At 72.0% G+C, this 24000-nt stretch carries 21 protein-coding genes; 12 read left to right on the forward strand and 9 right to left on the reverse strand.

What is annotated here, in order from left to right; translation table 11 throughout:
- Positions 1–126 precede the first annotated feature (126 nt).
- The gene (locus SOM35_RS15470) at positions 127–732 is read right to left on the reverse strand and encodes a DnaJ family domain-containing protein (RefSeq protein WP_320516073.1); all 606 of its coding nucleotides are present in this window, start codon (positions 730–732) and stop codon (positions 127–129) included.
- Between the two features lie 92 nt (positions 733–824).
- Here SOM35_RS15470 and SOM35_RS15475 point away from each other — a divergent pair, with 92 nt between their 5' ends.
- Positions 825–1886, forward strand: a complete 1062-nt coding sequence (locus tag SOM35_RS15475) for a sodium:calcium antiporter (RefSeq protein ID WP_320516074.1) — start codon at positions 825–827, stop codon at positions 1884–1886.
- Positions 1887–1889: 3 nt separating this feature from the next.
- On the opposite strand, the gene SOM35_RS15480 is transcribed toward SOM35_RS15475, so the two are convergent.
- Positions 1890–3728: a glycoside hydrolase family 15 protein gene (locus tag SOM35_RS15480; protein WP_320516075.1), complete on the reverse strand. Its 1839-nt coding sequence runs from the start codon at positions 3726–3728 to the stop codon at positions 1890–1892.
- Positions 3729–3900: 172 nt separating this feature from the next.
- Here SOM35_RS15480 and SOM35_RS15485 point away from each other — a divergent pair, with 172 nt between their 5' ends.
- Entirely contained in the window at positions 3901–5067 is a 1167-nt protein-coding gene (locus SOM35_RS15485) for an RtcB family protein (protein WP_320516076.1), read from the forward strand.
- 83 nt (positions 5068–5150) lie between these two features.
- Here the strand turns inward: SOM35_RS15485 and SOM35_RS15490 are convergent, their stop codons facing one another.
- A complete protein-coding gene (locus SOM35_RS15490; protein WP_320516077.1) occupies positions 5151–5570 on the reverse strand; it encodes a hypothetical protein in 420 nt (139 codons plus the stop codon).
- A 42-nt stretch (positions 5571–5612) separates the two neighbouring features.
- On the reverse strand, positions 5613–6086 hold the full coding sequence (locus SOM35_RS15495; RefSeq protein ID WP_320516078.1) for a hypothetical protein: 474 nt from the start codon (positions 6084–6086) through the stop codon (positions 5613–5615).
- Positions 6087–6230: 144 nt separating this feature from the next.
- Between SOM35_RS15495 and SOM35_RS15500 the strand changes: the two genes are divergently transcribed.
- From SOM35_RS15500 to SOM35_RS15520, 5 genes are all read left to right on the forward strand, one after another.
- Entirely contained in the window at positions 6231–7088 is an 858-nt protein-coding gene (locus SOM35_RS15500; protein ID WP_320516079.1) for a DUF1206 domain-containing protein, read from the forward strand.
- A gap of 157 nt (positions 7089–7245) precedes the next feature.
- Entirely contained in the window at positions 7246–8793 is a 1548-nt protein-coding gene (locus SOM35_RS15505; protein ID WP_320516080.1) for a GAF domain-containing serine/threonine-protein kinase, read from the forward strand.
- Between the two features lie 54 nt (positions 8794–8847).
- Positions 8848–11193, forward strand: a complete 2346-nt coding sequence (treS, locus tag SOM35_RS15510; RefSeq protein ID WP_320516136.1) for a maltose alpha-D-glucosyltransferase — start codon at positions 8848–8850, stop codon at positions 11191–11193.
- A gap of 4 nt (positions 11194–11197) precedes the next feature.
- Positions 11198–12073 carry an SMP-30/gluconolactonase/LRE family protein gene (locus SOM35_RS15515; protein ID WP_320516081.1) on the forward strand — a complete coding sequence of 292 codons (876 nt, stop codon included), beginning with the start codon at positions 11198–11200 and terminating at the stop codon, positions 12071–12073.
- Between the two features lie 91 nt (positions 12074–12164).
- A complete protein-coding gene (locus SOM35_RS15520) occupies positions 12165–13271 on the forward strand; it encodes an alpha/beta fold hydrolase (RefSeq protein ID WP_111076072.1) in 1107 nt (368 codons plus the stop codon).
- A gap of 137 nt (positions 13272–13408) precedes the next feature.
- Here SOM35_RS15520 and SOM35_RS15525 read toward each other — a convergent pair whose 3' ends face one another.
- The 5 genes from SOM35_RS15525 to SOM35_RS15545 all read right to left on the reverse strand — a co-directional run bounded on the left by SOM35_RS15525 (position 13409) and on the right by SOM35_RS15545 (position 17364).
- Entirely contained in the window at positions 13409–14605 is a 1197-nt protein-coding gene (locus tag SOM35_RS15525) for an NAD(P)/FAD-dependent oxidoreductase (RefSeq protein WP_320516082.1), read from the reverse strand.
- A 10-nt stretch (positions 14606–14615) separates the two neighbouring features.
- Entirely contained in the window at positions 14616–15416 is an 801-nt protein-coding gene (locus tag SOM35_RS15530; protein ID WP_111076070.1) for an SDR family NAD(P)-dependent oxidoreductase, read from the reverse strand.
- Between the two features lie 14 nt (positions 15417–15430).
- A complete protein-coding gene (locus tag SOM35_RS15535; RefSeq protein WP_111076069.1) occupies positions 15431–15937 on the reverse strand; it encodes a Dps family protein in 507 nt (168 codons plus the stop codon).
- Between the two features lie 152 nt (positions 15938–16089).
- Entirely contained in the window at positions 16090–16605 is a 516-nt protein-coding gene (locus SOM35_RS15540) for a MarR family winged helix-turn-helix transcriptional regulator (RefSeq protein ID WP_221849859.1), read from the reverse strand.
- 201 nt (positions 16606–16806) lie between these two features.
- Positions 16807–17364 (reverse strand): NADPH-dependent FMN reductase, encoded by a 558-nt coding sequence (locus SOM35_RS15545; protein ID WP_320516083.1) that lies wholly within the window; start codon positions 17362–17364, stop codon positions 16807–16809.
- A gap of 128 nt (positions 17365–17492) precedes the next feature.
- On the opposite strand from SOM35_RS15545, the gene SOM35_RS15550 reads away from it, so the two are divergent.
- The 5 genes from SOM35_RS15550 to SOM35_RS15570 all read left to right on the forward strand — a co-directional run bounded on the left by SOM35_RS15550 (position 17493) and on the right by SOM35_RS15570 (position 23988).
- Positions 17493–19133, forward strand: a complete 1641-nt coding sequence (locus tag SOM35_RS15550; RefSeq protein ID WP_320516084.1) for a glycoside hydrolase family 13 protein — start codon at positions 17493–17495, stop codon at positions 19131–19133.
- Between the two features lie 174 nt (positions 19134–19307).
- Entirely contained in the window at positions 19308–21500 is a 2193-nt protein-coding gene (locus SOM35_RS15555) for a lectin-like domain-containing protein (protein ID WP_320516085.1), read from the forward strand.
- Between the two features lie 115 nt (positions 21501–21615).
- Positions 21616–22257, forward strand: a complete 642-nt coding sequence (locus tag SOM35_RS15560; protein WP_320516086.1) for a DUF308 domain-containing protein — start codon at positions 21616–21618, stop codon at positions 22255–22257.
- Entirely contained in the window at positions 22254–22517 is a 264-nt protein-coding gene (locus SOM35_RS15565) for a hypothetical protein (RefSeq protein ID WP_320516087.1), read from the forward strand. The genes SOM35_RS15560 and SOM35_RS15565 overlap by 4 nt, the downstream gene beginning before the upstream one ends.
- An 85-nt stretch (positions 22518–22602) precedes the next feature.
- Positions 22603–23988: a DHA2 family efflux MFS transporter permease subunit gene (locus tag SOM35_RS15570; protein WP_320516088.1), complete on the forward strand. Its 1386-nt coding sequence runs from the start codon at positions 22603–22605 to the stop codon at positions 23986–23988.
- Positions 23989–24000: the final 12 nt, after the last annotated feature.

A 24000-nucleotide genomic window follows, 5' to 3' on the forward strand; every position in this document is an offset into this window, starting at 1 on the left:
AGATCAAGTAACACCCGGCGCGTCACAGACGCACCAGCACCACGAGAACGCCGCCCCGGCACACGCCGGAGCGGCGTTCTCGCGTTCCCGGACCAGCCGCCACACGGACGGGCGGCCCGGGTCACCTCACCCGCGTCGGCGCCACCACGGGTGCGGTCGGGTCCCGGCCGCCTGCGCGGCCGCAGCCGACGCGGCGGCCGCGGCACGGGCCTCCCGGCGGTCCCGCCAGCGGGCGACCTCGACCTCGACGTCCCGCATCGGCGTGACCACCGGCGGTCCGCCGAGCAGCTGCCGGCGGGCCTCCTTCACACGGGCGTTGAAGTCCACCAGGACGTCGCGGACGTCGGACTCCACTGAGAGTGCGTCCAGGTGGTCATCGAGCTCGGCGTCCTCGGTGCGCAGGGCGAGGGCCGGCGGCGCGATCCCGCGGATGTCCTCACGCTCGATCTTCGACTTGATCCACCAGTCCGGGTCGTGCTGCCCGTCGAGCCCCGGCAGCGGCTTGCCGTGGTACGGATTGCCCTCGAACACCCCGCGGCGCTCGGCTTCGGCGATCCGTGCTCGGGCGTGCGCGGCGACGTCGGCGGCCTTGAGCAGCTGCCGTTCCTCGCGCTCCGCACGCACCTCGTCCGGGTCGAGCGAACCCCGCTCGACCTCGCTGTCCACGAGCTGCTGGTACCGGTACCGCGCGGCCTTCCGCAGGCGGTCCATCCGGGCGTCGACGTCGTTCATCGTCCGTCCATGATGCCCCGGGCGCCCGACAGGGGCACCCAGCGGCCCCGGACCGGAGACGGACCCAGCCGTCGGGGTCCATCGTCATCCTCGTGGAATCCCTGCCCCTCTGGTTGCTCGTCCTGGTCTTCGTCGCGGGTGCCGCCGTGATCTGGATCGCCGGCATCCAACTGTCCAAGACGACCGACGTCCTCGACTCCCGCCTGCACCTCGGCAGTGCGCTCGGCGGGCTCATCGTGCTGGCCGTCGCGACGAACCTGCCCGAGATCGCCATCACCGTCAGCGCCGGACTGTCCGGGTCGATCGAGGTCGCGGCGGGCAACATCCTCGGCGGCATCGCCCTGCAGACCGTCGTGATCGCCGTGCTCGACGCGTTCGGCAGGCGCGGTAAGGGCGTCAAGCCGATCACGTACCGCGCGGCGTCGCTGACCCTGGTGCTCGAAGCGGTCGTCGTCGTCGCCGTGCTCGCCGTCGTCATCGCCGGCAGCCAGCTGCCGCCGGACCTGGTCGTCGCCCGACTGACGCCGGACGTGGTGCTCATCGCGGTGATCTGGGTGATCGGGCTGTTCCTGGTGCAGCGCGCGAGCAAGGGCCTGCCGTGGCACGAGAGCGGTCATGCCCCGGACGCCAGCCCGCACGCCTCCGGGCACCGGACCCGCAAGCAGGACACCGAGCCGATGAGCACGCGGAAGGCGGTGGTCGTCTTCGCGGTGTCCGCCCTCGCGACCCTCGTCGCCGGTGTCGTGCTCGAACGCGCCGGGGACGCGGCTTCGAGTCAGATCGGGCTGTCGGGCGTGCTCTTCGGGGCGACCGTCCTGGCCCTCGCGACGAGCCTGCCGGAGATCTCCACGGGCCTCCAGGCCGTCAAGCAGGGTGACGACAACCTGGCGGTCTCCGACATCTTCGGCGGCAACGCCTTCCTGCCGGTGCTGTTCCTCGTCGCCACCGTGCTGTCCGGCAAGGCGGTGCTGCCGCAGGCGAACGCCAGCGACGTGTACCTGACCGCCCTCGCCGCGCTGCTGACCCTGGTCTACGCGGTGGGACTCGTGTTCCGGCCGCAGCGTCGCATCATCGGGATGGGCGTCGACTCGTTCGTCGTCGTCGTGATGTACATGGTCGGCGTCGCGGGTCTGGTCGCGATCTCCCTGGCCTGAGGGTCAGTCCTCGTCGGCACCGTCCTCAGCGGTGACCTCTTCGATCGTCAGCGCCGCCTGGATGAGCGCCAGGTGCGACAGCCCCTGCGGGATGTTGCCCATGAACTCGCCGCCCTCGCTGATCATCTCGCTGAACAGGCCGACCTCGTTCGCCTGGTCGACCATCTCGTCCATCAGGTGGCGTGCGTCGTCGTGGCGGCCGACGCAGGCCATCGCCGCGGCCAGCCAGAACGAGCAGGCGACGAACGGGGACTCCTCGTCCTCGATGCCCGAGTAGCGGTAGACGAGCGGGCCGCGCTGCAGCTGCTCCTCGATGGCCCGGATCGTCGACTCCATCCGGGGTCCCCGGTCGAAGGCCGACATCGCGTGCAGCAGGATCGAGGTGTCCAGGGCGTCGGACCCCGGGTACATGACGTAGTACCCGCGTTCCTCGTCCCAGCCGTTGTCGCTGACCCACTGCTCGATCAGCTCGCGGTTCTCGATCCACTTGTCCCGCGGGCCGTCGATCATGCCGGCGTCGTGCAGTTCCGCCGCGGCGTCGAGTGCCTGCCAGCAACCGATCTTGCTCGACACGTAGTGCTGGGTGTCCTCGAGCTCCCACATGCCGGAGTCCGCTTCCTCCCAGCGGTGGCAGGCGTCGTCGGCGAGCTGCTGCAGCACCTTCGCGGTCTTCCGGTCCAGGACGTTGCCGGCACGGACGTACTGACGCATGATCTCGAAGACGTCGCCCCAGACGCCGAGCTGCAGCTGGTTGCCCGCCCGGTTGCCGACCGTGACCGGGCCGATGCCCTGCCACCCGGGGACGTCGCGCTCCTCGACCTCGTCGGTCTTCGAGCCGTCGAGCCGGTAGAAGATCGGCATCGTCTCGTCGTGGTCGGCGATGGTCCGCATCACCCACGAGACGGCCGCGTGGGTCTCCTCGCGCAGGCCGAAGCGGGTCAGCGCGTGCACCGTGTAGGACAGGTCGCGCACCCAGGCGAAGCGGTAGTCCCAGTTCTTGCCGCCGGTCCGGTCCTCCGGGAGGCTCGTGGTCGGGGCCGCCGCGATGGCGCCGGTCGGCGAGTAGATGAGCAGCTTCAGCGCCAGGGCGCTCCGCTGCACCGCCTCGGCCCAGGGCCCGTCGTACGAGAACTCCGACGACCACTGCGACCAGTTCTCGATGGTGCGGTCGATGCCCGCCATCGTGCGCTCCGGTTCGGGCATGAAGATCGGTTCGTCGTGCGTGCCGACGATCGTCAGGATGTGCTTCGAGCCCTCGGTGGTGTCGAAGCGGCCGGAGAACCGGGGACCGTCGTCGTGCACCGGGTCGAAGCCCTGCTCGACGATGGCGATGGTGACCCCGTCGATGCCGATCACGGTGCCGTTGGCGGTGTCCAGGCGCTTCGGCTCGGCCGTGTTGAGCAGCGTGCCGGGCACGACCGCCCACTCCATCTCGACCGAACCACGCACGCCCTGCACGCAGCGGCCGATCTCGGCCCAGGGCAGGCGTCCGGCGACACCGGTCACCATGGCGTCCGTGACGGTGACCTGGCCGGACGGCGTGGTCCAGGTCGTGACCAGGACGTTCGTCCCCGGCAGGTACTGCCGCTCGACCTCGACCTCGGCGCCGCCGTCGGCCGGGCGCAGGGCGATGTGTCCGCCGTGCTCGGCGTCGACGATGCTCGCGAACACCGGGGGTGAGTCCATGCCGGGGATCGGCAGCCAGTCGATGCGACCGTCGCGGGCGATGAGCGCCACGGTCCGACCGTCGCCGATCGCGCCGTAGGAGCGGAGCGGGACGTACCCGTCGGTGCGCTCCTCGTTCTCGGTGGCGTCGGGGGTGTCCCGTGTCCGTTCGGTCATGGCTCCATCGTGCCCGCACCGGCTCGACGTGCCGCGCACGGCACGTACCCCGGCCGTGCGCGGCGGGGCCGGGCCGAGCCGGCTTGCGTCGGGTGCCGTGACCGCGCTACGGTGCTCGGTTCTGCCCGGACGGGCGGACCGTCACCACGACGTCGTCCGACAGGGACCCACCATGCAGAAGATCACCAACCGACTCCTCTCCTGGGCATCGATGCTCGAGGAGCAGACCGAACAGCAGGCGCGCACGACCTCCCGGATGCCCTTCGTGTTCCCACACCTCGCGCTGATGCCCGACGCCCACCTCGGGCTCGGCGCCACCGTCGGGTCCGTCATCCCCACCCTCGGCGCGGTCATGCCCGCGGCCGTCGGGGTCGACATCGGCTGCGGGATGATCGCCGTCCGCACGCAGTTCTCGCGCGCCGATCTGCCCGAGGACCTGCGACCGCTCCGCGAGGCGATCGAACGGGCGATCCCGCTGTCCGCCGGGGCGACGAACCAGACCGTCGTCGCGACCGCGGCACCGCGGATCGCGGAACTCGAGGCGCTGGCCGTCGAAGCCGGCTTCGACCCTGCGGAGGTGCTCGCCGGCTGGCGGAACCAGCTCGGCACGCTCGGTTCCGGCAACCACTTCATCGAGGTCTCCCTCGACGAGGAGGACCGCGTCTGGCTGTTCCTGCACTCCGGATCCCGCGGGGTCGGCAACAGGATCGCCCAGCGACACATCGCGGTGGCGAAGCAGGCGATGGAGCGGTGGTGGATCGCGCTGCCGGACCCCGACCTGGCCTACCTCGTCGAGGGCACCCCCGAGTTCGACCGGTACATCGCCGAACTGGGGTGGGCGCAGCACTTCGCCCTGCTCAACCGCGAGGAGATGATGGACCGTGTCGTCCGGCAGCTCGCCGAGGTCGTGGACACCGAGGTGCAGGAGCTCGAACGCATCAACTGCCACCACAACTTCACGCAGCGGGAGACGCACTGGGGCAAGTCGGTGTGGGTGTCCCGGAAGGGGGCGATCCAGGCGAAGGCCGGGCAGCCGGGGCTGATCCCGGGGTCGATGGGCACGGCGTCGTACGTGGTCGAGGGGCGGGGGAACAAGCCGTCGCTCGAGTCGTCTCCACACGGGGCCGGTCGCTCGTACTCCCGGTCGGCGGCACGTCGGACCTTCATGCACGAGCAGCTGCGCGAGGCGATGGCGGGCATCGAGTACCGGGACACCGATGCGTTCCTCGACGAGATCCCGGCGGCCTACAAGCCGATCGACCAGGTGATGGCGGACGCCGCCGACCTGGTGACGGTGCGGCACACGCTGCGGCAGATCGTGAACGTCAAGGGGGACTGACCCGGCGGGACGACGGACGGGAGGCCCGGGCCGACTACGCCCGTACCTCCCGTCCGTCACTGACCGTTCAGGACTCCGCTGGTTCAGGACACCGGGGTACCGAACCAGGACGCCTGGTACGTCTTGCTGAAGAGGGTCGGGGTGACGCGCTTGCCGAAGCGGATGTCGTACCCGCCCGAGTTCGCCACGTCGATGCTGAGGCTGAAGTGGCCGGTGGCATCGGTCTTGCCCGCGGCCGTCCAGCCGGTGCCGGCGGCGATCTCGATGTCCTTGTTCGGCAGGCGGGTCTCGCCGGTCACGGTCAGGCGCTTGCCCGCGAGGGTGCTCTCGGTGATGACGAGCTTGTTGCCGGAGAACTGGTGGCCGCCGACGCCCTGCTGGACCGAGCTGGCCCACGTGTAGTCGGACGACGAGACGGCCGCGTTCGCCGGGATCGAGCCGACGAGCGGGGCGCCGAGCGCGAGGGCGAGGCCGGCGGCGGCGAGGGTGGAGGACTTCTTCATGTGTGGTGCTTCCTGTTGCTGGGGGATCGGGGAGATCGGGGCTCAGTACTCGACGACGTAGAACGTGCGGGACCCCGAGCGGTTGCCCTGGTCGTCCGTGGCGAAGAGGCGGTACTCGCCGTACCCGTCGTCCTGCGGGACGGTCACCTGCAGCTGGCCGCGAGCGCCCTGTCCGGCGAGGCTGAAGGTGGCCACCTCGCGCCATTCGCCGTCGATGCGCTGCTCGGCGTGCACGAGGCCACCGGCGCCGGGGATGAGGACCTCGGCGGTGTGCGAGGCTCCGTGCCCGTCGACGGTGAAGAGGTCGGCGTCAGCGCCCTCTTCGTCGTTGGTGGACTCGGCCCAGGCGCCGTCGACGGTCCGGACGAAGGGGGTGAAGAGGGTCTGGGTCTGCGCGGCGGACACGGACGAGGGGGCGGACACGGTCGCGGCGTTCGCCGGGATCGAGGCGACGAGCGGGGCGCCGAGGGCGAGGACGAGACCGGCGGCGGCCGCCAGGGTGGTGCGCTTCTGCATGGTGCTCCTGAGAGAGAGGGTGGTCGACACCGGCCGGTGTCGCTGCGGTCCCGTAAGCGTCCGCCATCCCTCTGAACACATTCCGCGTGTGATATCTCAGCGGCTGCTCGGACAGGAGGGTCCGGATCGGGCAAGCTCGGAGCCGTGACCGACGCAGCCCAGGACGCAGCCCGAGAGACCGGACGACAGGCGCGCCGTGTCGCCGACAGCCGCTGGTTCGAGACCACGGCCCGCGCGGGCTTCGTCGGGACGGGCGTCGTGCACCTGCTCATCGGCTACCTCGCCGTCCTGCTCGGCATCGGCAACGCCACCGCCGGCAGCGGTGCGCAGGGATCGCAGTCCGGCGACACCGACCAGTCCGGTGCGCTCGCGCAGATCGCGTCCGTCCCCGGCGGCGTGTTCCTGCTCTGGGTCGTCGCGATCGGCACCGCCGCACTGACCGTCCGCCTGGTCGTCGAGGCCGTCGTCGGTGGACGGACCGACGACGCTCGTGCCTGGCTCGCCCGGGCGAAGAACGCCGGCAAGGCGGTCGTCTACGGCGCCATCGCCTACTCGTCGGCCAGCTACGCGCTCGGTGCCGGCAAGAGCTCCACCGGTTCGAGCCGCAGCGCTGCGGCGACCGCCCTGGCCACGCCCGGCGGCGTCGTCCTGCTGGTGCTCGTCGGCGCGGTGGCGGTCGCCATCGGGGTCGGCCTCGTCGTGATCGGCGTGCGCGGCTCATGGAAGAAGCACCTCCGCCCGCAGCCGGAGTCCGTGCGCCGGACCGTGGCCGTGCTCGCCACGCTCGGGTACATCGCGAAGGGCGTCGCCGTGGTCATCGTCGGCGTCCTCATCGCCGTCGCCGGCATCCGCAGCGACCCGGACCAGGCGACCGGGCTCGACGGGGCGTTCGACGCGCTCCGGTCGATGCCGGGCGGTTCCGTCGTGCTCGTCGTGGTCGGACTCGGCTTCGCGGCCTTCGGGCTCTACAGCTTCGTCCGCGCCCGGTACGCGCGCATCTGAGCGAGCGGCATCCGGTCTCGACGCACGGTCCCGATCGCGCAGAGGGGATGGTGGCGGCCCGCGACGCCCCGGCGATGCGAAGATGCATCGTCGCGTCGGCGACACGCCCGATGAGTCGTCACGCCACGCGCGACGCCCCCACCGAAGACGAGGAAGCATGGCCCCGACGGACGCACCCCGGGAGCACGCCGGACTGCTGGCCGGCCGGTACCGGCTCGAGCAGGTCATCGGTCGGGGCGGCATGTCCGTCGTGCACCACGCCTGGGACGAGAGCCTGGACCGCCCCGTCGCCGTGAAGCTCTTCCACCCGGGCATCGTCGACATCGCCCGCCAGGAGGCCGAGCAGGGCGTCCTGGCAGCGCTCGACCACCACAACCTCGTCAGTCTGCTCGACGCCGGGGTGGTCGAGGACCAGCACGGGTCACTGCAGCGCTTCATCGTGATGGCGCTCGTGCACGGCCAGGACCTCGAGGAGCGGCTGGCGCTCGGGCCCCTGGCGTCGCGGCACATCGCCGAGATCGGCTACGACATGGCCGAGGCGCTCGACTACATCCACGCGCAGGGCGTCGTGCACCGGGACATCAAGCCGTCGAACATCCTGCTGGTCGACTACGGCAACGGCTCCGACCGGGCACGCGCACGGCTCACCGACTTCGGCATCGCCCTGGCCGCCGGCGTCGAACGGCTCACCGCGGACGGCGTCACGACCGGCACGGCCGCCTACCTCAGCCCGGAACAGGCCCGCGGCGCGGAGGTCGGTCCGGCGAGCGACGTCTACTCGCTCGGCCTGGTGCTGTTGCAGTGCTTCACCCGGCGGCGTGAGTTCCCCGGGTCGCTCGTCGAGTCCGCCCTCGCCCGGCTGTCCCGCGACCCGGTCGTCCCCGAGCCGCTGCCGGAGCACTGGAAGCACGCCCTCGCCGCGATGACGGCGCAGGACCCGCGCGAGCGCCCGGTGGGTGCCGACCTGGTCGCGCTCCTCCGCCACGTCGTGATCACCGACACCGCGGAGGCTCCTCCCGCCGACCCGACGTCGGCCGGCGTCGCGCACGGACCCGGGGCCGACACCGTCGGCTCGGCCACGTCGTCGACCGCAGCCGGTCCCGTCACCGGTGGGGGTGCCTCCAGGCCGATGCCGGGCGACCCCCGGACCGACGCGTCGCGACCCGCGACCCTGGACGTGCTCCCCGAGGAGGCGCTGCAACGGACCACGAAGATGGCCGCGCGTCTGTTCGACGCCCCGATCGCCCTCATCGAGGTGCTCGACGAGGACCGCGAGTGGTCGCAGTCGTACGTCGCCGACGGTGTCGACAAGTCCGCGCGGAGCATCAGCTTCCGGAACGGCTTCGCGCCGGTGCCGGTGCCGGTCGTGATCCCGGACGGGTCCACGCACCCGGAGATGCGGAACAGCCCGCTCGTCACCGGACCGCTCGGCATCCGGTTCTACGTCAGTGTCCCGCTGGTCCGGCACGACGGCGTCGCCGTCGGCACACTCGCGGTGCTCGACTCCCGGCCCCGGACGGCCGACGAGGCGGACATGGCGAACCTCCGCGACCTCGCCGCGCTCGCCGTGACCCAGCTCGAACTGCGCCAGGAGTCCCTGCGCACCACGAGCGACTCGGTGCCGATCCTCCGCACCGGGCAGGGCGCGCACGCGGCACCGGTGACCCATGACGGCACGGCCGTCGGGCCCGAACACGCCGTCTGAGTCCGCACCCGGCACCGTCCCCGGGCACGCGTGACTAGCGTGTGGGGCGTGGACATGGACGACGACGCACCCCGGACCGACGAGCGGATCGCTGACGAGTACCTGACGGGCGAGCGGCTGCCCGTCGGCGGTGTCCCGGAGCAGGGCGACGACCTCGGCGACGCCGCCGTGGACGAGGACGAGGCGACCCCGGTGGCCCCCGACATCACCTACGACGAGCAGCTCTACCCGGCCCGGCCGCGTCGACTGCGGCCGCGGGTGAACCTGCGCGGCGGCAGCCTGCAGCGCCGGTTCTCGGACCCGCGTGCCGCCAACGGCGAGAACCCGGCGTACATCGAGTGGCTCGTCCGGCAGTCGATGCTCAAGGACGCCGACGTCCTCAGCCGCCAGCTCTCCGGCACGCCGGCGATGTGGCGGAACCCCTACGCCCGGCCGGACGCCCGCCGTGCGGTGTCGACCTCGGACGTGTGGTTCACCGCGTACCCGATCTCGCTCATCACCCGTGAGGGCGAGTCGTTCCTGACGGCGCTCGCCGACCCGCAGCTGTGGTCCGCGTTCGAGCGCATCGGCATCAACGGCGTGCACACCGGCCCGGTCAAGCGTGCCGGCGGCATCCGCGGGTGGCAGGAGACCCCGAGCGTCGACGGCCACTTCGACCGGATCGGGACCCAGATCGACCCGACCTTCGGCGACGAGGAGACCTTCCAGCGGATGACCGACGTCGCCGAGGAACACGGCGGCAGCATCATCGACGACATCGTGCCGGGCCACACCGGCAAGGGCGCCGACTTCCGCCTGGCCGAGATGGCCTTCAAGGACTACCCCGGCATCTACCACATGGTCGAGATCCCGCCGGAGGAGTGGTACCTGCTGCCCACCGTGCCCGAGCACCGCGACTCGGTGAACCTGGACCCGGCGACCGAGTCCGCCCTGGCCGAACGCGGCTACATCATCGGCGAGTTGCAGCGCGTGATCTTCCACCAGCCCGGCGTCAAGGAGACGAACTGGAGCGTCACCGCGCCGGTCGTCGGCGTCGACGGCACCACCCGGCGCTGGGTGTACCTGCACTACTTCAAGGAGGGGCAGCCGTCGGTCAACTGGCTCGACCCGACCTTCGCCGGCATGCGCCTGGTGATCGGCGACGCCCTGCACTCGCTCGGCGACCTCGGAACCAGTGCGCTCCGACTCGACGCGAACGGGTTCCTCGGCGTCGAGAAGAGCGCCGAGGGCGCGCCCGGTTGGTCGGAGGGCCACCCGCTCTCACACGCGGCGAACCACGTCATCGCCGGGATGGTCCGGAAGGTCGGCGGCTTCACCTTCCAGGAGCTGAACCTGACGATCGAGGACATCCGCGACACCGGGGCTGTCGGCGCCGACCTGTCGTACGACTTCATCAACCGGCCCGCGTACCACCACGCCCTGGCCACCGGGGACACCGAGTTCCTCCGCCTGACGCTCCGCACCTCGCTCGAGCTCGGGGTCGAGCCGGTCAGCCTGGTGCACGGCATGCAGAACCACGACGAGCTCACCTACGAGCTCGTGCACTGGGCGACCCTGCACCAGGACGACCTCTACACGTTCCACGGCGAGGAGACCCGCGGCGGGGCGCTCGCCGAACGCATCCGCGCCGACCTCACCGCGGCGCTGACCGGCGACGCGGCGGACTACAACCTGGTCTTCACGACGAACGGCATCGCCTGCACGACGGCCTCGCTCATCGCCGCGACGCAGGGGCACACCACCCTCGACGCCGTCACCGACGAGCACGTGCCGCAGATCCGCGACGCCCACCTGCTGCTCGCCGCGTTCAACGCCTGGCAGCCCGGCGTCTTCGCGATGTCCGGCTGGGACCTGCTCGGGTCGTTGACTGTGCCGCAGGAGACCGTGGCGGACCTCATCGCCGAGGGCGACACCCGGTGGATCGAGCGCGGCGCGCACGACCTGCTCGGCGTCGCACCGGACACCGAGCGTTCGGCCTCGGGCATGCCCCGGGCCCGGTCGCTCTACGGTCCGCTGCCGGAACAGCTCGAGTCGCCCGACTCGTTCGCGTCCCGCCTGGGCGAACTGCTGCGGGTGCGGACCGAGTACGGCATCGCCTCGGCCCGACAGGTCGACGTCCCCGAGGTCGCGCACCGCGGGATGCTCGTGATGGTGCACGAACTCGAGTCCACCGACGAGACGGGCGAGCCGGTCGTGCAGATCACCGTGCTCAACATGACCGACACCCCGTTGGACGGCACCATCCGGTCCGAGTCACTGCCGCACGGGGCGACGGTGGTCGACGCCACGGACCACAGCGAGCTCGGCACCGTCGACGACCTGTGCAGCTTCCCGCTCCGCATCGACGCGTACGGCTCGCGGTTCCTGGTGCTCCGCCGGAACGTCGAGCAGGGGGCCTGAGACCGTGCCGGCGAGCGCGACCTCCGGCCCCGCCCGGGTGTTCAGCGACGTCCGGGCGACCCTGGCGGAGAGCATCGTCTGGGACCCGGCGCAGGGGGTCGGCCGCTGGGTCGACATCCCGAACGGCACGCTGACCACCGCGGACGCCGACGGTCGGGTGCTGCAGACCACGCAGCTCGATCCGCCCCTGCCGTCGTTCCAGCCGCGTGCCGGGGGTGGCTTCATCGCCGCCCAGGACGACACCGTGGTGCTGACCGATGCCGACGGGCACGTCGAACGTGAGCTGGCCGGTGTCACGCACGCCAACGACGAGATGCGCTTCAACGAGGGCAAGTGCGACCCGTTCGGCCGGTTCCTGGTCGGCAGCATGGACCCGACCGACGGGCCGCCGGCCGGCGCGCTCTACGCGTTCTCGGCGGATGGGTCGGTCGCGGTGCTGCGGAGCGGGTTCGGCACCACCAACGGCATGGAGTGGAACGACGACGGCTCCGAGATGTACGTGACGGACACCGACACGAACACGGTCTACCGGGCCTCCTACGGACCCGACGGTCTGCTCGGCGACCTCGAGCCGTTCATCGACGGTGCCGCACACGACGGACTCGTCCGCGACGACGAGGGCTGCTTCTGGGGTGCGATCTACGGCGAGAGCAAGGTCGAACGGTACGGCCCGGACGGAGCGCACCTCGAGACGGTGGAGATCCCGGCCCCGAACGTGACCTCGGTGGCGTTCGGTGGGACGGACATGTCCCTGCTGCTCGTCGGGACCGCGCGGGAGAACCTGACCGAGGACCAGCTGGCACGCTCCCCGCACTCCGGCTCGGTGTTCGCGGTGCCGACCCGCGTGCACGGGCGCCCGGCGTTCCCCTTCGCCGGCTGAGTGTCCTGCCGGGCTGGCGACGCGCGCCGCGGTCGCAGCGGAGGACGCCCGCGGTAGCCTGGGCGACCGCCAGCCACCGCGAGGAGCGCCCATGAACGACGAGCACCACCCGGGTCACCCCGTCCCGACCGGCGCCCCCGACCCGGCCGGCGAACTCGCCCAGGCCGAGGACGCCGACGTCGAGGTCCGCGTCGACCGCATCGCCGTCGACCACACCTACGTGCGCGTCAGCTCGATCGGCGAGCCCGGTGAGCGCGCCTTCGTCCTGGTCGCGGGGCTCGGCATCGCGTCGACGTACTACGAGCGGCTCGCCCCGCACCTCAACGAGAACGGACCGGTGCACGCGCTCGACCTGCCCGGTTTCGCGGGGGTCCCGCGATTCCGCGGCGGCGTGTCCATCGAGCGGTACGCCGACGCCGTCGAGAAGGTCATCGACGACCTCCGCCTGCACGACCCGGTGCTCATCGGCCACTCGATGGGGACGCAGGTCGTCGTCGAGGTCGCAGCCCGCCGCCCGGACATCTCCGACCTGGTGCTCATCAGCCCGGTCCTCGACCCGGCCGCGCGGTCGATCCCGAAGGCCGCGCTCCGCTTCCTCCGGTCCGCCGTGCACGAACCCGCCGCGGTCCGCTGGCACGCGGTCACCGCGTACGCGCTCTGCGGGTGGCACTGGTTCCGCAAGGTCCTGCCGAAGATGATCGCCTACCCGATCGAGGACCGCGTCGCCGACGTCCGGGCGCACACCCTGGTCGTCCGCGGCGAGCACGACGCACTCGTGCCGCGCTCGTGGGTCCGGCAGCTCGCCCGCGCCCTGCCCTACGGCGTGCTCCGCGAGGTCGTCGACGGCGCACACTCGGTCATGCACGCCCAGGCCGACGCGGTGGCGCAGCTCGCCGTCGCCCACGTCGACGGTCGGTTGCCCGACCGCGGGGTCTCGTCGTTGCAGCGGGTCCGGGACGACTCCACCGCGACGGACCTGGACCGCCTCGGCGCGACCGACCGCTGGCTGGTCGTGAAGTCGCGGTTCATGGAGGTGTTCGGCATGGCGAAGGGCGACGACGAGCAGCTCGAGGCCGCCAAGTCCGCGCACGCGGTCGCGATGGCCGACCACGACGGCATCCCGGTCGACCCGGACGAGCGCGACGAGGTCGTCGACACGGTCGCGCCGGAACGCGGCGGGGACCGGCGCCCCTTCTGACCACGGCCGTCGGGCGGACGGACTGGAGGCCCGTGACCGGTTCCGCAGAACCGGGCACGGGCCTCCAGTCGGTCACCGCCGGATCCGACGACCGACCCTGCCCGAACGACTCAGCCTGGTCGACCGGCTGAGGGCGATCAGTCCGCGCTGATGAGACCGGGCAGCGCGTCCGGCGTCAGCGCGTGCGCCTCCGCCAGCACCTTCCGGGCCTCGTCGGTCTTGCCGGAGACGTTCACGAGCAGCACACCGGCGACCAGGTCGTCGTCACCCAGGTGGTAGACGACACCGGTGACGTTCGGCTCGGCCCAGTCCTCGACGGTGCGGAGCGACGAGGACACGACGCCGACGGCCTCGTACCCGAGGTCGAAGACGTTCGAGTAGAACATCGGCGTGTGGTCGTACGTCTCGCCGGCGCCGGCCAGGTTGCGGCCCGCCTGCCGGCCCTGCTGCTGGGCGTTGTCGACGTGCTCGACGCGGCGGGTGCCGAGCAGGCGGTCCGGGTAGGACGCGACGTCACCGGCGGAGAAGACCGCGGGGTCGTCCGTGACGAGCGTCGACGACACCGTGATGCCGTCGTCGACCGCCAGACCGGCGTCCTCGGCGAGCTGCGTCGCGGGCTCGATGCCGAGGCCCGCCACGGCGGCGTCCGCCGTGATCGTGGAACCGTCGTCGAGCGTGAGCGTGACGCCGTCCGCGGTCTCCTCGCCGGACTCGACGCGGCGGCCGGTGCGGACCTCCACGCCGGCGTCGACGAAGCGCTGCTGGAAGGCGGCCGCGAGGCCCGCCGGGAACATGTGGCCACCGAGCACGTCGTCGGGGGTGACGAGCGTGACGCGGGCACCGCTCTGGACGAGCCCGGCCGCGACCTCGGTGCCGATGTAGCTGCCGCCGACGACGACCACCTGGGCGTTCGCGTCGGCGTGCCGGCGGAGCGTGCGGTAGTCGGCGGCGCTGCGGTAGCTGAGCACGCGGTCGGACGGCGCGAGCCCGGGCAGGTCACGCGGGTGGCCGCCGGTCGCCAGGAGCAGCCGCTCGTAGCCGACGACGGTGCCGTCGTCGGTCGTGACGGTCTTCGCGTCCCGGTCGATCGACGCGACCCGGGTGCCCAGGACGAAGGTCGCCCCGGTCTCCTCGGTGTGCAGGTCGACCTTGTCGTCCCAGTTGAAGTCCGGGTCGGTCCAGAGCTTCTTGGACAGTGCCGGGCGGGCGTAGGGGCGGTCGACGTCCTCGCTGATGATCCCGATCGAGCCGTCGGGGTCGAGCTCGCGGATGCCGCGGGCAGCGGAGTCGGCGACCATCCCGCCGCCGACGATGAGGTAGCGGTGGTCGGTCATGGTTCCTCCGTCAGATGGTGGCGACCGAGCCGGAGTCGACGCGGTAGTTCGAGCCGTTCACGAAGCTGGCGAGCTCGGAGCACAGGAACGCGACGACGTTCGCGACCTCTTCCGGCTCACCGCGACGCTTGAGTTCCATGTACGGACGCTGCTCGTCGAGGAAGCTCGAGATCGCCTCGTCGAACGAGGTGCCGAGCTGCTTCGACCGCTTGTCCATCATGGCGTCGGTCATCGGGGTGTGGATGAACGCGGGGGAGACCGTGTTCACGAGCAGCCCCTCCTTCGCGTACGAGCGCGACAGGCCCTTGGCGAACGAGAGCACCCCGGCCTTGGCGGCGCAGTAGGGCAGCTCGTCGTCGTACGGCTGCGAGGCGTCCTCGGACACCAGGTAGACGATGCGACCCCAGCCGCCGTTCCGGAGGTCCGCGATGAACTCGCGGGTGATCCGGACCGGGCCCATCAGGTCGACGTCGAGCGTCTCCTGCCAGCCGGCCTCGTCGATCTCGTGGAACATGCCCTGGGCGCCGGTGACGCCGGAGGACTGCACCAGGATGTCGATCTCGCCGACGGCGTCCCGCACCTTCTCGTGCAGCGCGGCGAGGCTCTCGGCGCTGCGGACGTCCGCGGCGAACGCGTGCAGTCTGCCGACCGGCGCTTCGAGCTGGTCGGCGCTGGTGTCGAGCCGACTCTGGTCGAGGTCGGTGACGACCACGGTCGCACCCTCCGCCAGGAGGATGCGTGCCGTGTTCCAGCCGATGCCGGAGTCACCACCGAAGACGAGAGCGGTCTTGCCCTGGATCCCGAGGTCCACGTGCGACCCGCGGCTCAGGAGTGCGCGGACGCTTCGGCGGTCGCCGGGCTGGTCGCGGCGGCGAGCGGCGTGCGCGGCGTGCGGTTCTCGGCGGAGACCATCCAGGCGAGCTGCTCGAGGCGCTCGATGAAGCCGTGCAGCAGGTCGGCGGTCGTCGGGTCCTCCTCGTCGACCTCGTCGTGCACGTCACGCATGGTGCCGGTGGCCTGGTACAGGCGGAGGGTCACCAGGTCGATCGCGTCGTGCGTGGCGACCTCGCCCTCGGGGAACGCGTCGAGGTGGCTGGTCGCGGAGACCGTGGCCGAGCGGCCGTCCGGCACGGCGTACAGCGCACGCATGCGCTCCGCGGTGTCGTCGGCGAACTCACGGGCGGCGTCGACGATCTCGTCGAGCTGCAGGTGGAGGTCACGGAAGTTGGTGCCGAGGATGTTCCAGTGGGCCTGCTTGCCCTGCAGGTGCAGGTCGATGAGGTCGACGAGGACCTTCTGCATGTTGGCGGCGAGCTTGTCCGATGCGTGCATGTGACGACTCCTTCTTCGCGGGACCGGCCCGTCACGGGCCCGACCCTTCGCTGGACTGACCACTCCGGTCTACGCGCTCCGCGGCGGGGTCTTCCCAGTGGGTGTCGAGGAACCGTCCCCCGGCTGTGGTCGGGCGTCGATGTGGTCCGTCGTCAGTGTGCGACGACGGGCGGGTCGACCTGGTCGACGGCGACGCGCATCTCCTCGAGGAACATCGCGACCACCCGGGCGTCGGTCGCGGACAGGCCCTCGGCGATCTGCATCATGCGGCGGTGCATGATGCCGAGCGTGGCCCGGACCTCGGCGTCGGTCTCGACGGTCGGCACGATGATGAGCCCGCGTCGGTCGGTGGGGTGCGGCTCACGACGGACGTGCCCGCTCTTGACCAGGCGGTCGACCAGGATCGTCGTCGACGCGGACGAGATCCTGAGGTACGCGGACAGGTCCTTCGGGCTGACCGAACGGCCCGCGCGCTGGGCCTGCAGCAGGTGACGGACGGCGAGCAGGTCGGTCTCGCCCATGCCCATCGAGTCGCGGGTCCGGCGGCGCATCGCCGTCTCGGAGGCCCGGTAGCGGCGCAGTGCGTTCAGCACGGCGACACCACGCTGGGTGGCGTCGTCGTCCGGGAACCAGTAGCCGGACGGCTCCGTGATCTCCTGCGTCGTCATCGGATGATGATAAGCCGTCAGGTGCCCAGGCTGTCGAGTGGTCCGGACGGAGTGCGGTACCGGGGACGCGACGGACGGGAGGCTGCCCACCCGCTGGTGGGGAGCCTCCCGTCCGTCATCGGCCGGGTCGTGTCGGTTCGGGCCCGACGCGATTCCGGGGGTGCGACGCGATCCCGGGGCGCGCCGCGACGGCGGGCGTCGTTACGCGGCGACCGGCTCGGCGGCTGCGTCGGCCAGCGCGGTCAGGGCGCCGCGGACGAGGCCGACGACCTCTTCGTCCTCACGCGGGTGCGTCTCGGCGAAGCGGACGACGGACTGCGGGATCGCGACCTTGACGTCCTCCAGGACCTTCGCGCCCGCGATGCCGGCGGCCTTGCGGGCGTCGTCGTGTGCCCAGACGCCGCCGTACTGCCCGAAGGCCGAACCGATGACGGCGAGCGGCTTGCCGGAGATCGGCGAGGCACCGAACGGACGCGAGGCCCAGTCGAGCGCGTTCTTCAGCACGGCCGGCATCGTGCCGTTGTACTCAGGCGTGACGAGCAGGACGCCGTCGGCGTCGGCGATGGCCCGGCGGAACGTGACCGCGGCCTCGGGCGGGGTGTCGCCGTCGATGTCCTCGTTGTAGAAGGGCAGGTCGACGATGCCGTCGAAGACCGAGAGCTCGATGCCCTCCGGAGCGTGCTGGGCGGCTGCCTCGGTGAGCTGGCGGTTGATGGATCCGGCGCGGAGGCTTCCCACGAGCGCGACGATCTGGGTCATGGCGTTCCTTCCTGACAGTGATGGTTTCAGCGACAACCAATGGTTCGGGCGTCGGATTCCCCCGCCGACGAGGCGGGCGTGTCACGGGCCTCCCGCCGTGCGGAGCCGCCGTCGGTAGTGTCGGCGACGTGACCCCGAGACGCACGCCGAGCGACACGCCCCGCACCCCCGACCCGAACTGGTGGCGGCAGGCCGTCGTCTACCAGGTCTACCCGCGCAGCTTCGCGGACTCCGACGCGGACGGCATCGGCGACATCGCCGGTGTCACCAGCCGGGTGCCGTACCTGTCCGAGCTCGGCGTCGACGCGATCTGGCTGTCGCCGTTCTACCCCTCGCCCCTCGCCGACGGTGGGTACGACGTCGCCGACTACCGCGACGTCGACCCCAAGCTCGGCTCGCTCGACCGGATCGACGAACTCATCCACGCGGCGCACGAGCACGACCTCCGCGTCGTCGTCGACCTGGTGCCGAACCACACCTCGGACCAGCACGAGTGGTTCCGCGCCGCGCTCGCCGCCGCTCCCGGCTCGCCGGAACGGGCCCGCTACGTGTTCCGCGAGGGCGCCGGACCGGACGGCGAGCAGCCGCCGAGCGACTGGGTCTCCAACTTCGGCGGCAGCGCCTGGACCCGCGTGCCGGACGGCCAGTGGTACCTGCACCTGTTCGCGCCCGAGCAGCCCGACCTGGACTGGACGAACCCGGAGGTCCACCAGGACTTCGAACACACCCTGCGCTTCTGGTCCGACCGCGGCGTCGACGGGTTCCGGGTGGACGTCGCACACGGGCTCGCGAAGGACCTGTCGGAGCCGTACCGCCCGTCGAACGAGCAGGACCTGCCGCTCGACGGCTCGGACCCGCTGTACGACCGCGACGAGGTGCACGAGATCTTCGCCGCCTGGCGGAAGGTGTTGAACAGCTACACGCCGCCCCGTGCCGCGATCGCCGAGGCCTGGGCACCCGCACCCCGCCGGGTGCTGTACGCCCGGCCGACCGAGCTCGGACAGGCCTTCAACTTCGACCTGCTCGAGGCCCCGTTCGACGCGACCGAGTTCCGCACGCTCATCGCGCAGAACCTCGAGGGTGCCGCGACGTCCGGCGGCTCGAGCACCTGGGTGCTGTCCAACCACGACGTCGTCCGGCACGCCACCCGGTACGGACTGCCCGACGGCACCGACACCGACGAGTGGCTGATGTCCGACGGGGAGACTCCGCCGCTCGACCGGGAGGGTGGACTCCGACGCGCGCGGGCGGCGACCCTGCTCGTCTTCGCACTGCCGGGCTCGTCGTACGTCTACCAGGGCGAGGAACTCGGCCTGCACGAGGCGCCCGCCATCCCGCACGACCAGCTGCAGGACCCGAAGTGGCTCCGCACCGGACACACGGTCAAGGGCCGCGACGGCTGCCGCGTGCCGATCCCGTGGACCGAGGACGGGCCGTCGTTCGGCTTCGGCGACGCCGCACCGCACCTGCCGCAGCCGTCGGACTTCGGTTCGTCGAGCGTCGAGGCCGAGGACCGCGTGCCCGGCTCGACGCTGTCGTTCTACCGCGAGGCGCTGTCCGCCCGCAGCCGTCTGCAGCAGGGCGAGGAGCTCGAGTGGATCGAGACGTCGTCGCCCCAGGTCGTCGCGTTCGCGCGGCACGACGGGTGGCGGTCGTACACGAACTTCGGCCCTGAGCCGGTGCCGATGCCCGAGGGCGCGGTCGTCGTGACGTCGGCCCCGCTGACGGACGGCGAGCTGCCCGGGTACACGACGGTCTGGGTGGCGTAGCCGCTCGGGTGCTGCGGCCCGGGGCGTCCTGCCCCGGGCCGTCCTGCGTCTGGCCGTCCTGCCCTTGGCCGTCCTGCCCTTGGTCGTCCTGCACAGGTGGGAGGCCCGGGGCATCCCTCCACAGGTCGGCGTCGCCGTCCTCCACGTGGGTGACCGGGTCGCCACGATCGTGGCATGACACATGACACCGAACGCACCTGTCCACCGCCCGTCTCCACCCGCCCGGCCCCTCCTGGCCGCCGCGGGCTCCGCCGGCGGGCCGCCGGCGCCGCGGTCGCCGTCATCCTGGCCACGGCGATCCCGCTCGGCGCCGACGGGCCCGCCGCCGCCGACGATCTCGGCTTCCCGTTCTCGACCGGGTTCGCCACCGCCGACGGCGGCACCCTGAGCGGTGACGCGCACATCGTCGGCGGTCGGCTCCGGCTGACGGACGCCGTCAACAACGCGGCCGGCGCGTGGGCGATGGACGACGCGTTCCCGTCCGACCGTGGGCTCGACATCGAGTTCGACTACGCGATGTACACGCCGGACGACAACGGGGCGGACGGCCTGCTCCTGTCCCTGTCGGACGGTTCCGTCGCACCCGGGGTCGGCGCCTACGGCTCGGCGCTCGGGTACTCGTGTCGCTCCGACCGCAACCAGGGGTCGTCCACCTGCACGCTGCCCGGTCTTCCGGGTGCGTTCGCTGCGGTGGCGCTCGACCAGTACGGCAACTTCTCGCTGCCGTTCAACGACAGCGGCCCCGGGCGCACCCCGGACACCGTGACCGTCCGCGGGTCCGGTGACGGGCTGACCGGGTACCGCTTCGCGCAGCACGCCGTCGTCGGCGGTGGCGTGGCGACCGGCTCACCGACGACACGGAAGGTCCACGTCGTCCTGCAACCCGAGGACGACGGTCTGACGCTCACCGTCCAGCTGTCCTCCGCGGGCGGGGCGCTCCGGACCGTGCTCGACCACGTGCAGCTGCAGGGCCCGGGCCAGGCGCCGCTGCCGAACACCCTGCGCCTGGGCTTCACCGCGGGCACCGGGTCGTTGCGCAGCGCGCACGAGATCGACGCGCTGCGCGTGGCAGCACCCGCGGACCTCCGCATCGAGCACGACCTGCCGCCGGTCGTCGCCGGGGACCGCGTCCGCTACACCGTCACCGCGTCGAACGTCGGCGTCAACGCGTCCGACCCGAGTGCGGTCACGGTCGACGTCCCCGACCAGCTGCGGGACGTGCGGTGGACGTGCAGCGTGCCGGGTCGGTCGACCTGTCGCGAGGCCTCCGGTACCGGCGACGTCGCCACCGCGGTCGGGCTCGAGCGCGGTGCGGCGGCGACGTTCACGATCGAAGGACTGCTCGACCCGGGAGCCTCCGGCCAGATCGACAGCACGGCGCGGATCGACGCCGCACCCGGGCTGTCGGACACGAACCCGGCGGACAACACCTCCCGGGCTGCGGCACCCGTGACCGCGATCGCGCAGGTGACGACCGGCAAGAGCGTCACCCCGGACCAGGTCGCGCCCGGCGACGAGGTCGAGTACACGATCACGGCACGGAACGCAGGCCCGTCGACCGCGCGGGACGTCGGCGCGATCGACGACCTGCCGGCGCAGCTCGAGTTCGTCGGCTCCGGTGCTCCGGACGGCACGTGCACGGCCGCGGCGCAGCGGGTCACCTGCGGCGGGGGCGGAGACCTGGAGCCCGGGCAGGAGCACGCCTTCCGGTTCCGGGCACGGCTCGACCCGACGTACTCGGGCGACGGGTCGGACGTGGTGAACGTGGCGACGGCGACCTCGCCCACGGACCCCGACGGCGGTGAGGAGTCGCCGGAGGTGCCGATCCAGGTGGTCGACCCGGGTGACCCTGGTGACCCTGGTGAGCCCGGGGACACAGGTGGCCCTGGTGACCCTGGTGACCCCGGTGACCCTGGTGACCCTGGTGACCCCGGTGACCCTGGTGACCCTGGTGACCCCGGCGAGCCCGGGGACACTCACGCGCCGGACGCGACGCCGACTCCGGGTACCGGTGCGGTGCCGGGCGCGGTCCCCGGCCCCGGCGGACCGAGCGACCCACCCCCGGCGGACACCGGCCCGGGGAACGCCGCACCACCACGGTCGGGAGCGCTGGCCTACACCGGCGTGCAGGGCCTCGCGCTCACGGGGCTCGCCGCGCTCGTGCTGATCGGCACCGGGGCGACCGTGTGGATGCGCCGCCGTCGGACAGCGACCGGAGCGGACCCCGCCGAGGTGCAGCACGGTGGTGGAACGGACCGGGACGCCGAGTCCGAGCAGTGCGACGGATCGGGCCAGCTCGCCACGTCGGGCCGGTGCACCGTGTCGAGCCTGTTCGCCGAGCTGGGCGAGCGACCCGGACCGGGGTAGTCGCCGGGCGGGGTGGGCGGACAGCCCACCCCGCTGGCGGTCCCGCTGCCGGACGGGTGCCCACATCGACGGCGGTAGGATCGACCGTACGAACCGACAGCCCGAGAGAGGTCCCGTGTCCCACTCCGTGGACGACGCCGAGCAGCGAGCACGGTACTGGCCGGTCCCGGTCCTCCGGGCCGTCCCCGCCGCCGTGATCGCGATGGTGATCACGTTCTCCCCGAACCACTCCGCCGGCTTCGGCCTGGTGCTGTTCGGGGTCTTCGCCCTCGTCGACGGCGCGGTCCTCGCCTGGGGCAGTGCCGTACGGCTCCCCGGTGACGACCGCTCGCGGCGCTCCGGCCTGGTGCAGGCGGCACTCTCGATCGTCGCCGGCATCGCCGCGCTCGCATGCACCGGACTCGGACTGCCCGCGTTCATCAGCCTCGTCGTGGCGTTCGCCCTCCTGACCGGCGCACTCGAACTGTCACAGGGTGTGCGGGCCCGTCGGCGCTCGCCGTTCGCCCGCGACTGGACGACGATCGGCGGCCTCACACTGCTGCTCGCGATCGCGTTCCTCCTGACGCCGCCGGACTACTCGCAGCAGCTCGGCGGGGTGGAGAAGGTGACCGGCACCCTCGACGCGCCGATCGTCCTGGTCGGGCTCCTCGGCGCGTACCTCGCCATCGCGGCGGTCTTCCACCTGATCGCCGGCCTCTCGCACAAGTGGGGAACGGCTGCCCCGGCGGCCACCCCGGACGGAGCACCACACGCATGAGCACCCCCACCCGCCGCGACCGTATGCGTCCGGCCGAGCTCCTCGGGATCTCCGCGGTGATCGCGGTCGTCGTCGGGCTCGTCGTGCTGATGTCGACGCGTGAGCTCACGCTCTCGCTGGTCTTCCTCGGCGTGAGCTTCGTGGTCGTGGTCGTGGTGATGGCCATGCTCCAGCTGACCTCGACCACCGACCAGGACGACAACGACATGCTCGGCGGCCACGAGACCCCCGGGCGAGGAGACGACGACGGCTTCCACTGAGTCCGCGACCCGACGAGCCACGTCGGGGCCGCACCGACCCGAGCAGGGTGACCCGGGCCTCCCGTCTCGCTACCGGCACCGGTACGTGATCCTCGCGGTCTGCTGCATGAGCCTGTTCATCGTCTCGATGGACGCCACCGTGGTGAACGTCGCACTGCCCTCGATCGGCCGTGAACTCCACAGCACCATCGCCGGTCTGCAGTGGACCATCGACGCCTACACGCTCGTCCTCGCCAGCCTGCTGCTGCTCTCCGGATCCACCGCGGACCGGATCGGCCGGCGCACCACGTTCCAGGTCGGCCTCGCACTCTTCACGGCGGGGTCGCTGCTGTGCTCCCTCGCGCCGAGCGTGGGGTGGCTCGTCGTCTTCCGCATGGTCCAGGCGGTCGGCGGTTCCATGATGAACCCGGTCGCGATGAGCATCATCACGGCCACGTTCGACGACGCGAAGGAGCGGGCCCGTGCGGTCGGCGTCTGGGGTGCCGTCGTCGGCGTCTCGATGGGTGTCGGGCCGCTGGTCGGCGGGGCGCTGACGGACACCGTCGGGTGGCGCGCGATCTTCCTCATCAACGTTCCGATCGGCATCGCCGCGGTGGTCCTGACGTTCCTGTTCGTGCCGGAGTCCCGCTCGCCGAAGCCCCGGAAGCTCGACCCGCTCGGGCAGGGCATCGTCATCGTGCTGCTCGCCAGCCTGGTCGGCGGCCTCATCGAGGGACCGCGTCTCGGCTGGGCGTCACCCGGTGCCCTCGGGCTGTTCGTCCTGGCGGCCGCGGCACTCGTCGCGCTCGTGGTCGTCGAGGGCCGCACCGCCGAGCCCCTCATCGACCTGCGGTTCTTCCGGAGCATCCCGTTCTCCTCCGCCGTCGGCACCGCGCTCGTGGCGTTCGGTGGGAACGGGGCGTTCCTCTTCCTCAGTGCGCTCTACCTGCAGGAGGTCCGGGGCATGACCCCGTTCCAGGCCGGCCTCTGGACCCTGCCGTCCGCGCTGATGACGATGCTCGTGTCGCCGATCTCCGGCAGGCTGATCGGCACCGTGGGCACCCGGGTGCCGCTCGTCCTCGCCGGCATCGGGATCGCCGGAGCCGGGGCGGTCCTCACGACCGTGCAGGCGTCCACCCCGATGTGGGTCCTCGTCGCCGCGTTCGTGCTGTTCGGCTTCGGGTTCGGCATGGTGAACGCGCCGATCACGAACACCGCCGTGTCGGGGATGCCCCGCGCGCAGTCCGGGTCCGCGGCCGCCGTCGCCTCGACCAGCCGGCAGACGGGGGTGTCGCTCGGCGTCGCCCTGGCCGGCACCGTCACCGGAGCGAGCGCGGTGGCCACCGTGGGCTCCGGGTTCGCGGTCGCCACGCACCCGATGTGGTGGATCGTCGTCGGCATCGGGGCGGCGATCGTCCTGGTCGGCTTCCTGTCCACCACGGCCGCCGCCCGACGGTCCGTCGAGAGCATCGCCCCGCTGCTGCGCGGCTGACCCCAGCGCCGC

Origin of the sequence: Curtobacterium sp. CFBP9011 (assembly GCF_034045095.1) — a bacterium.
Lineage (GTDB): Bacteria > Actinomycetota > Actinomycetes > Actinomycetales > Microbacteriaceae > Curtobacterium.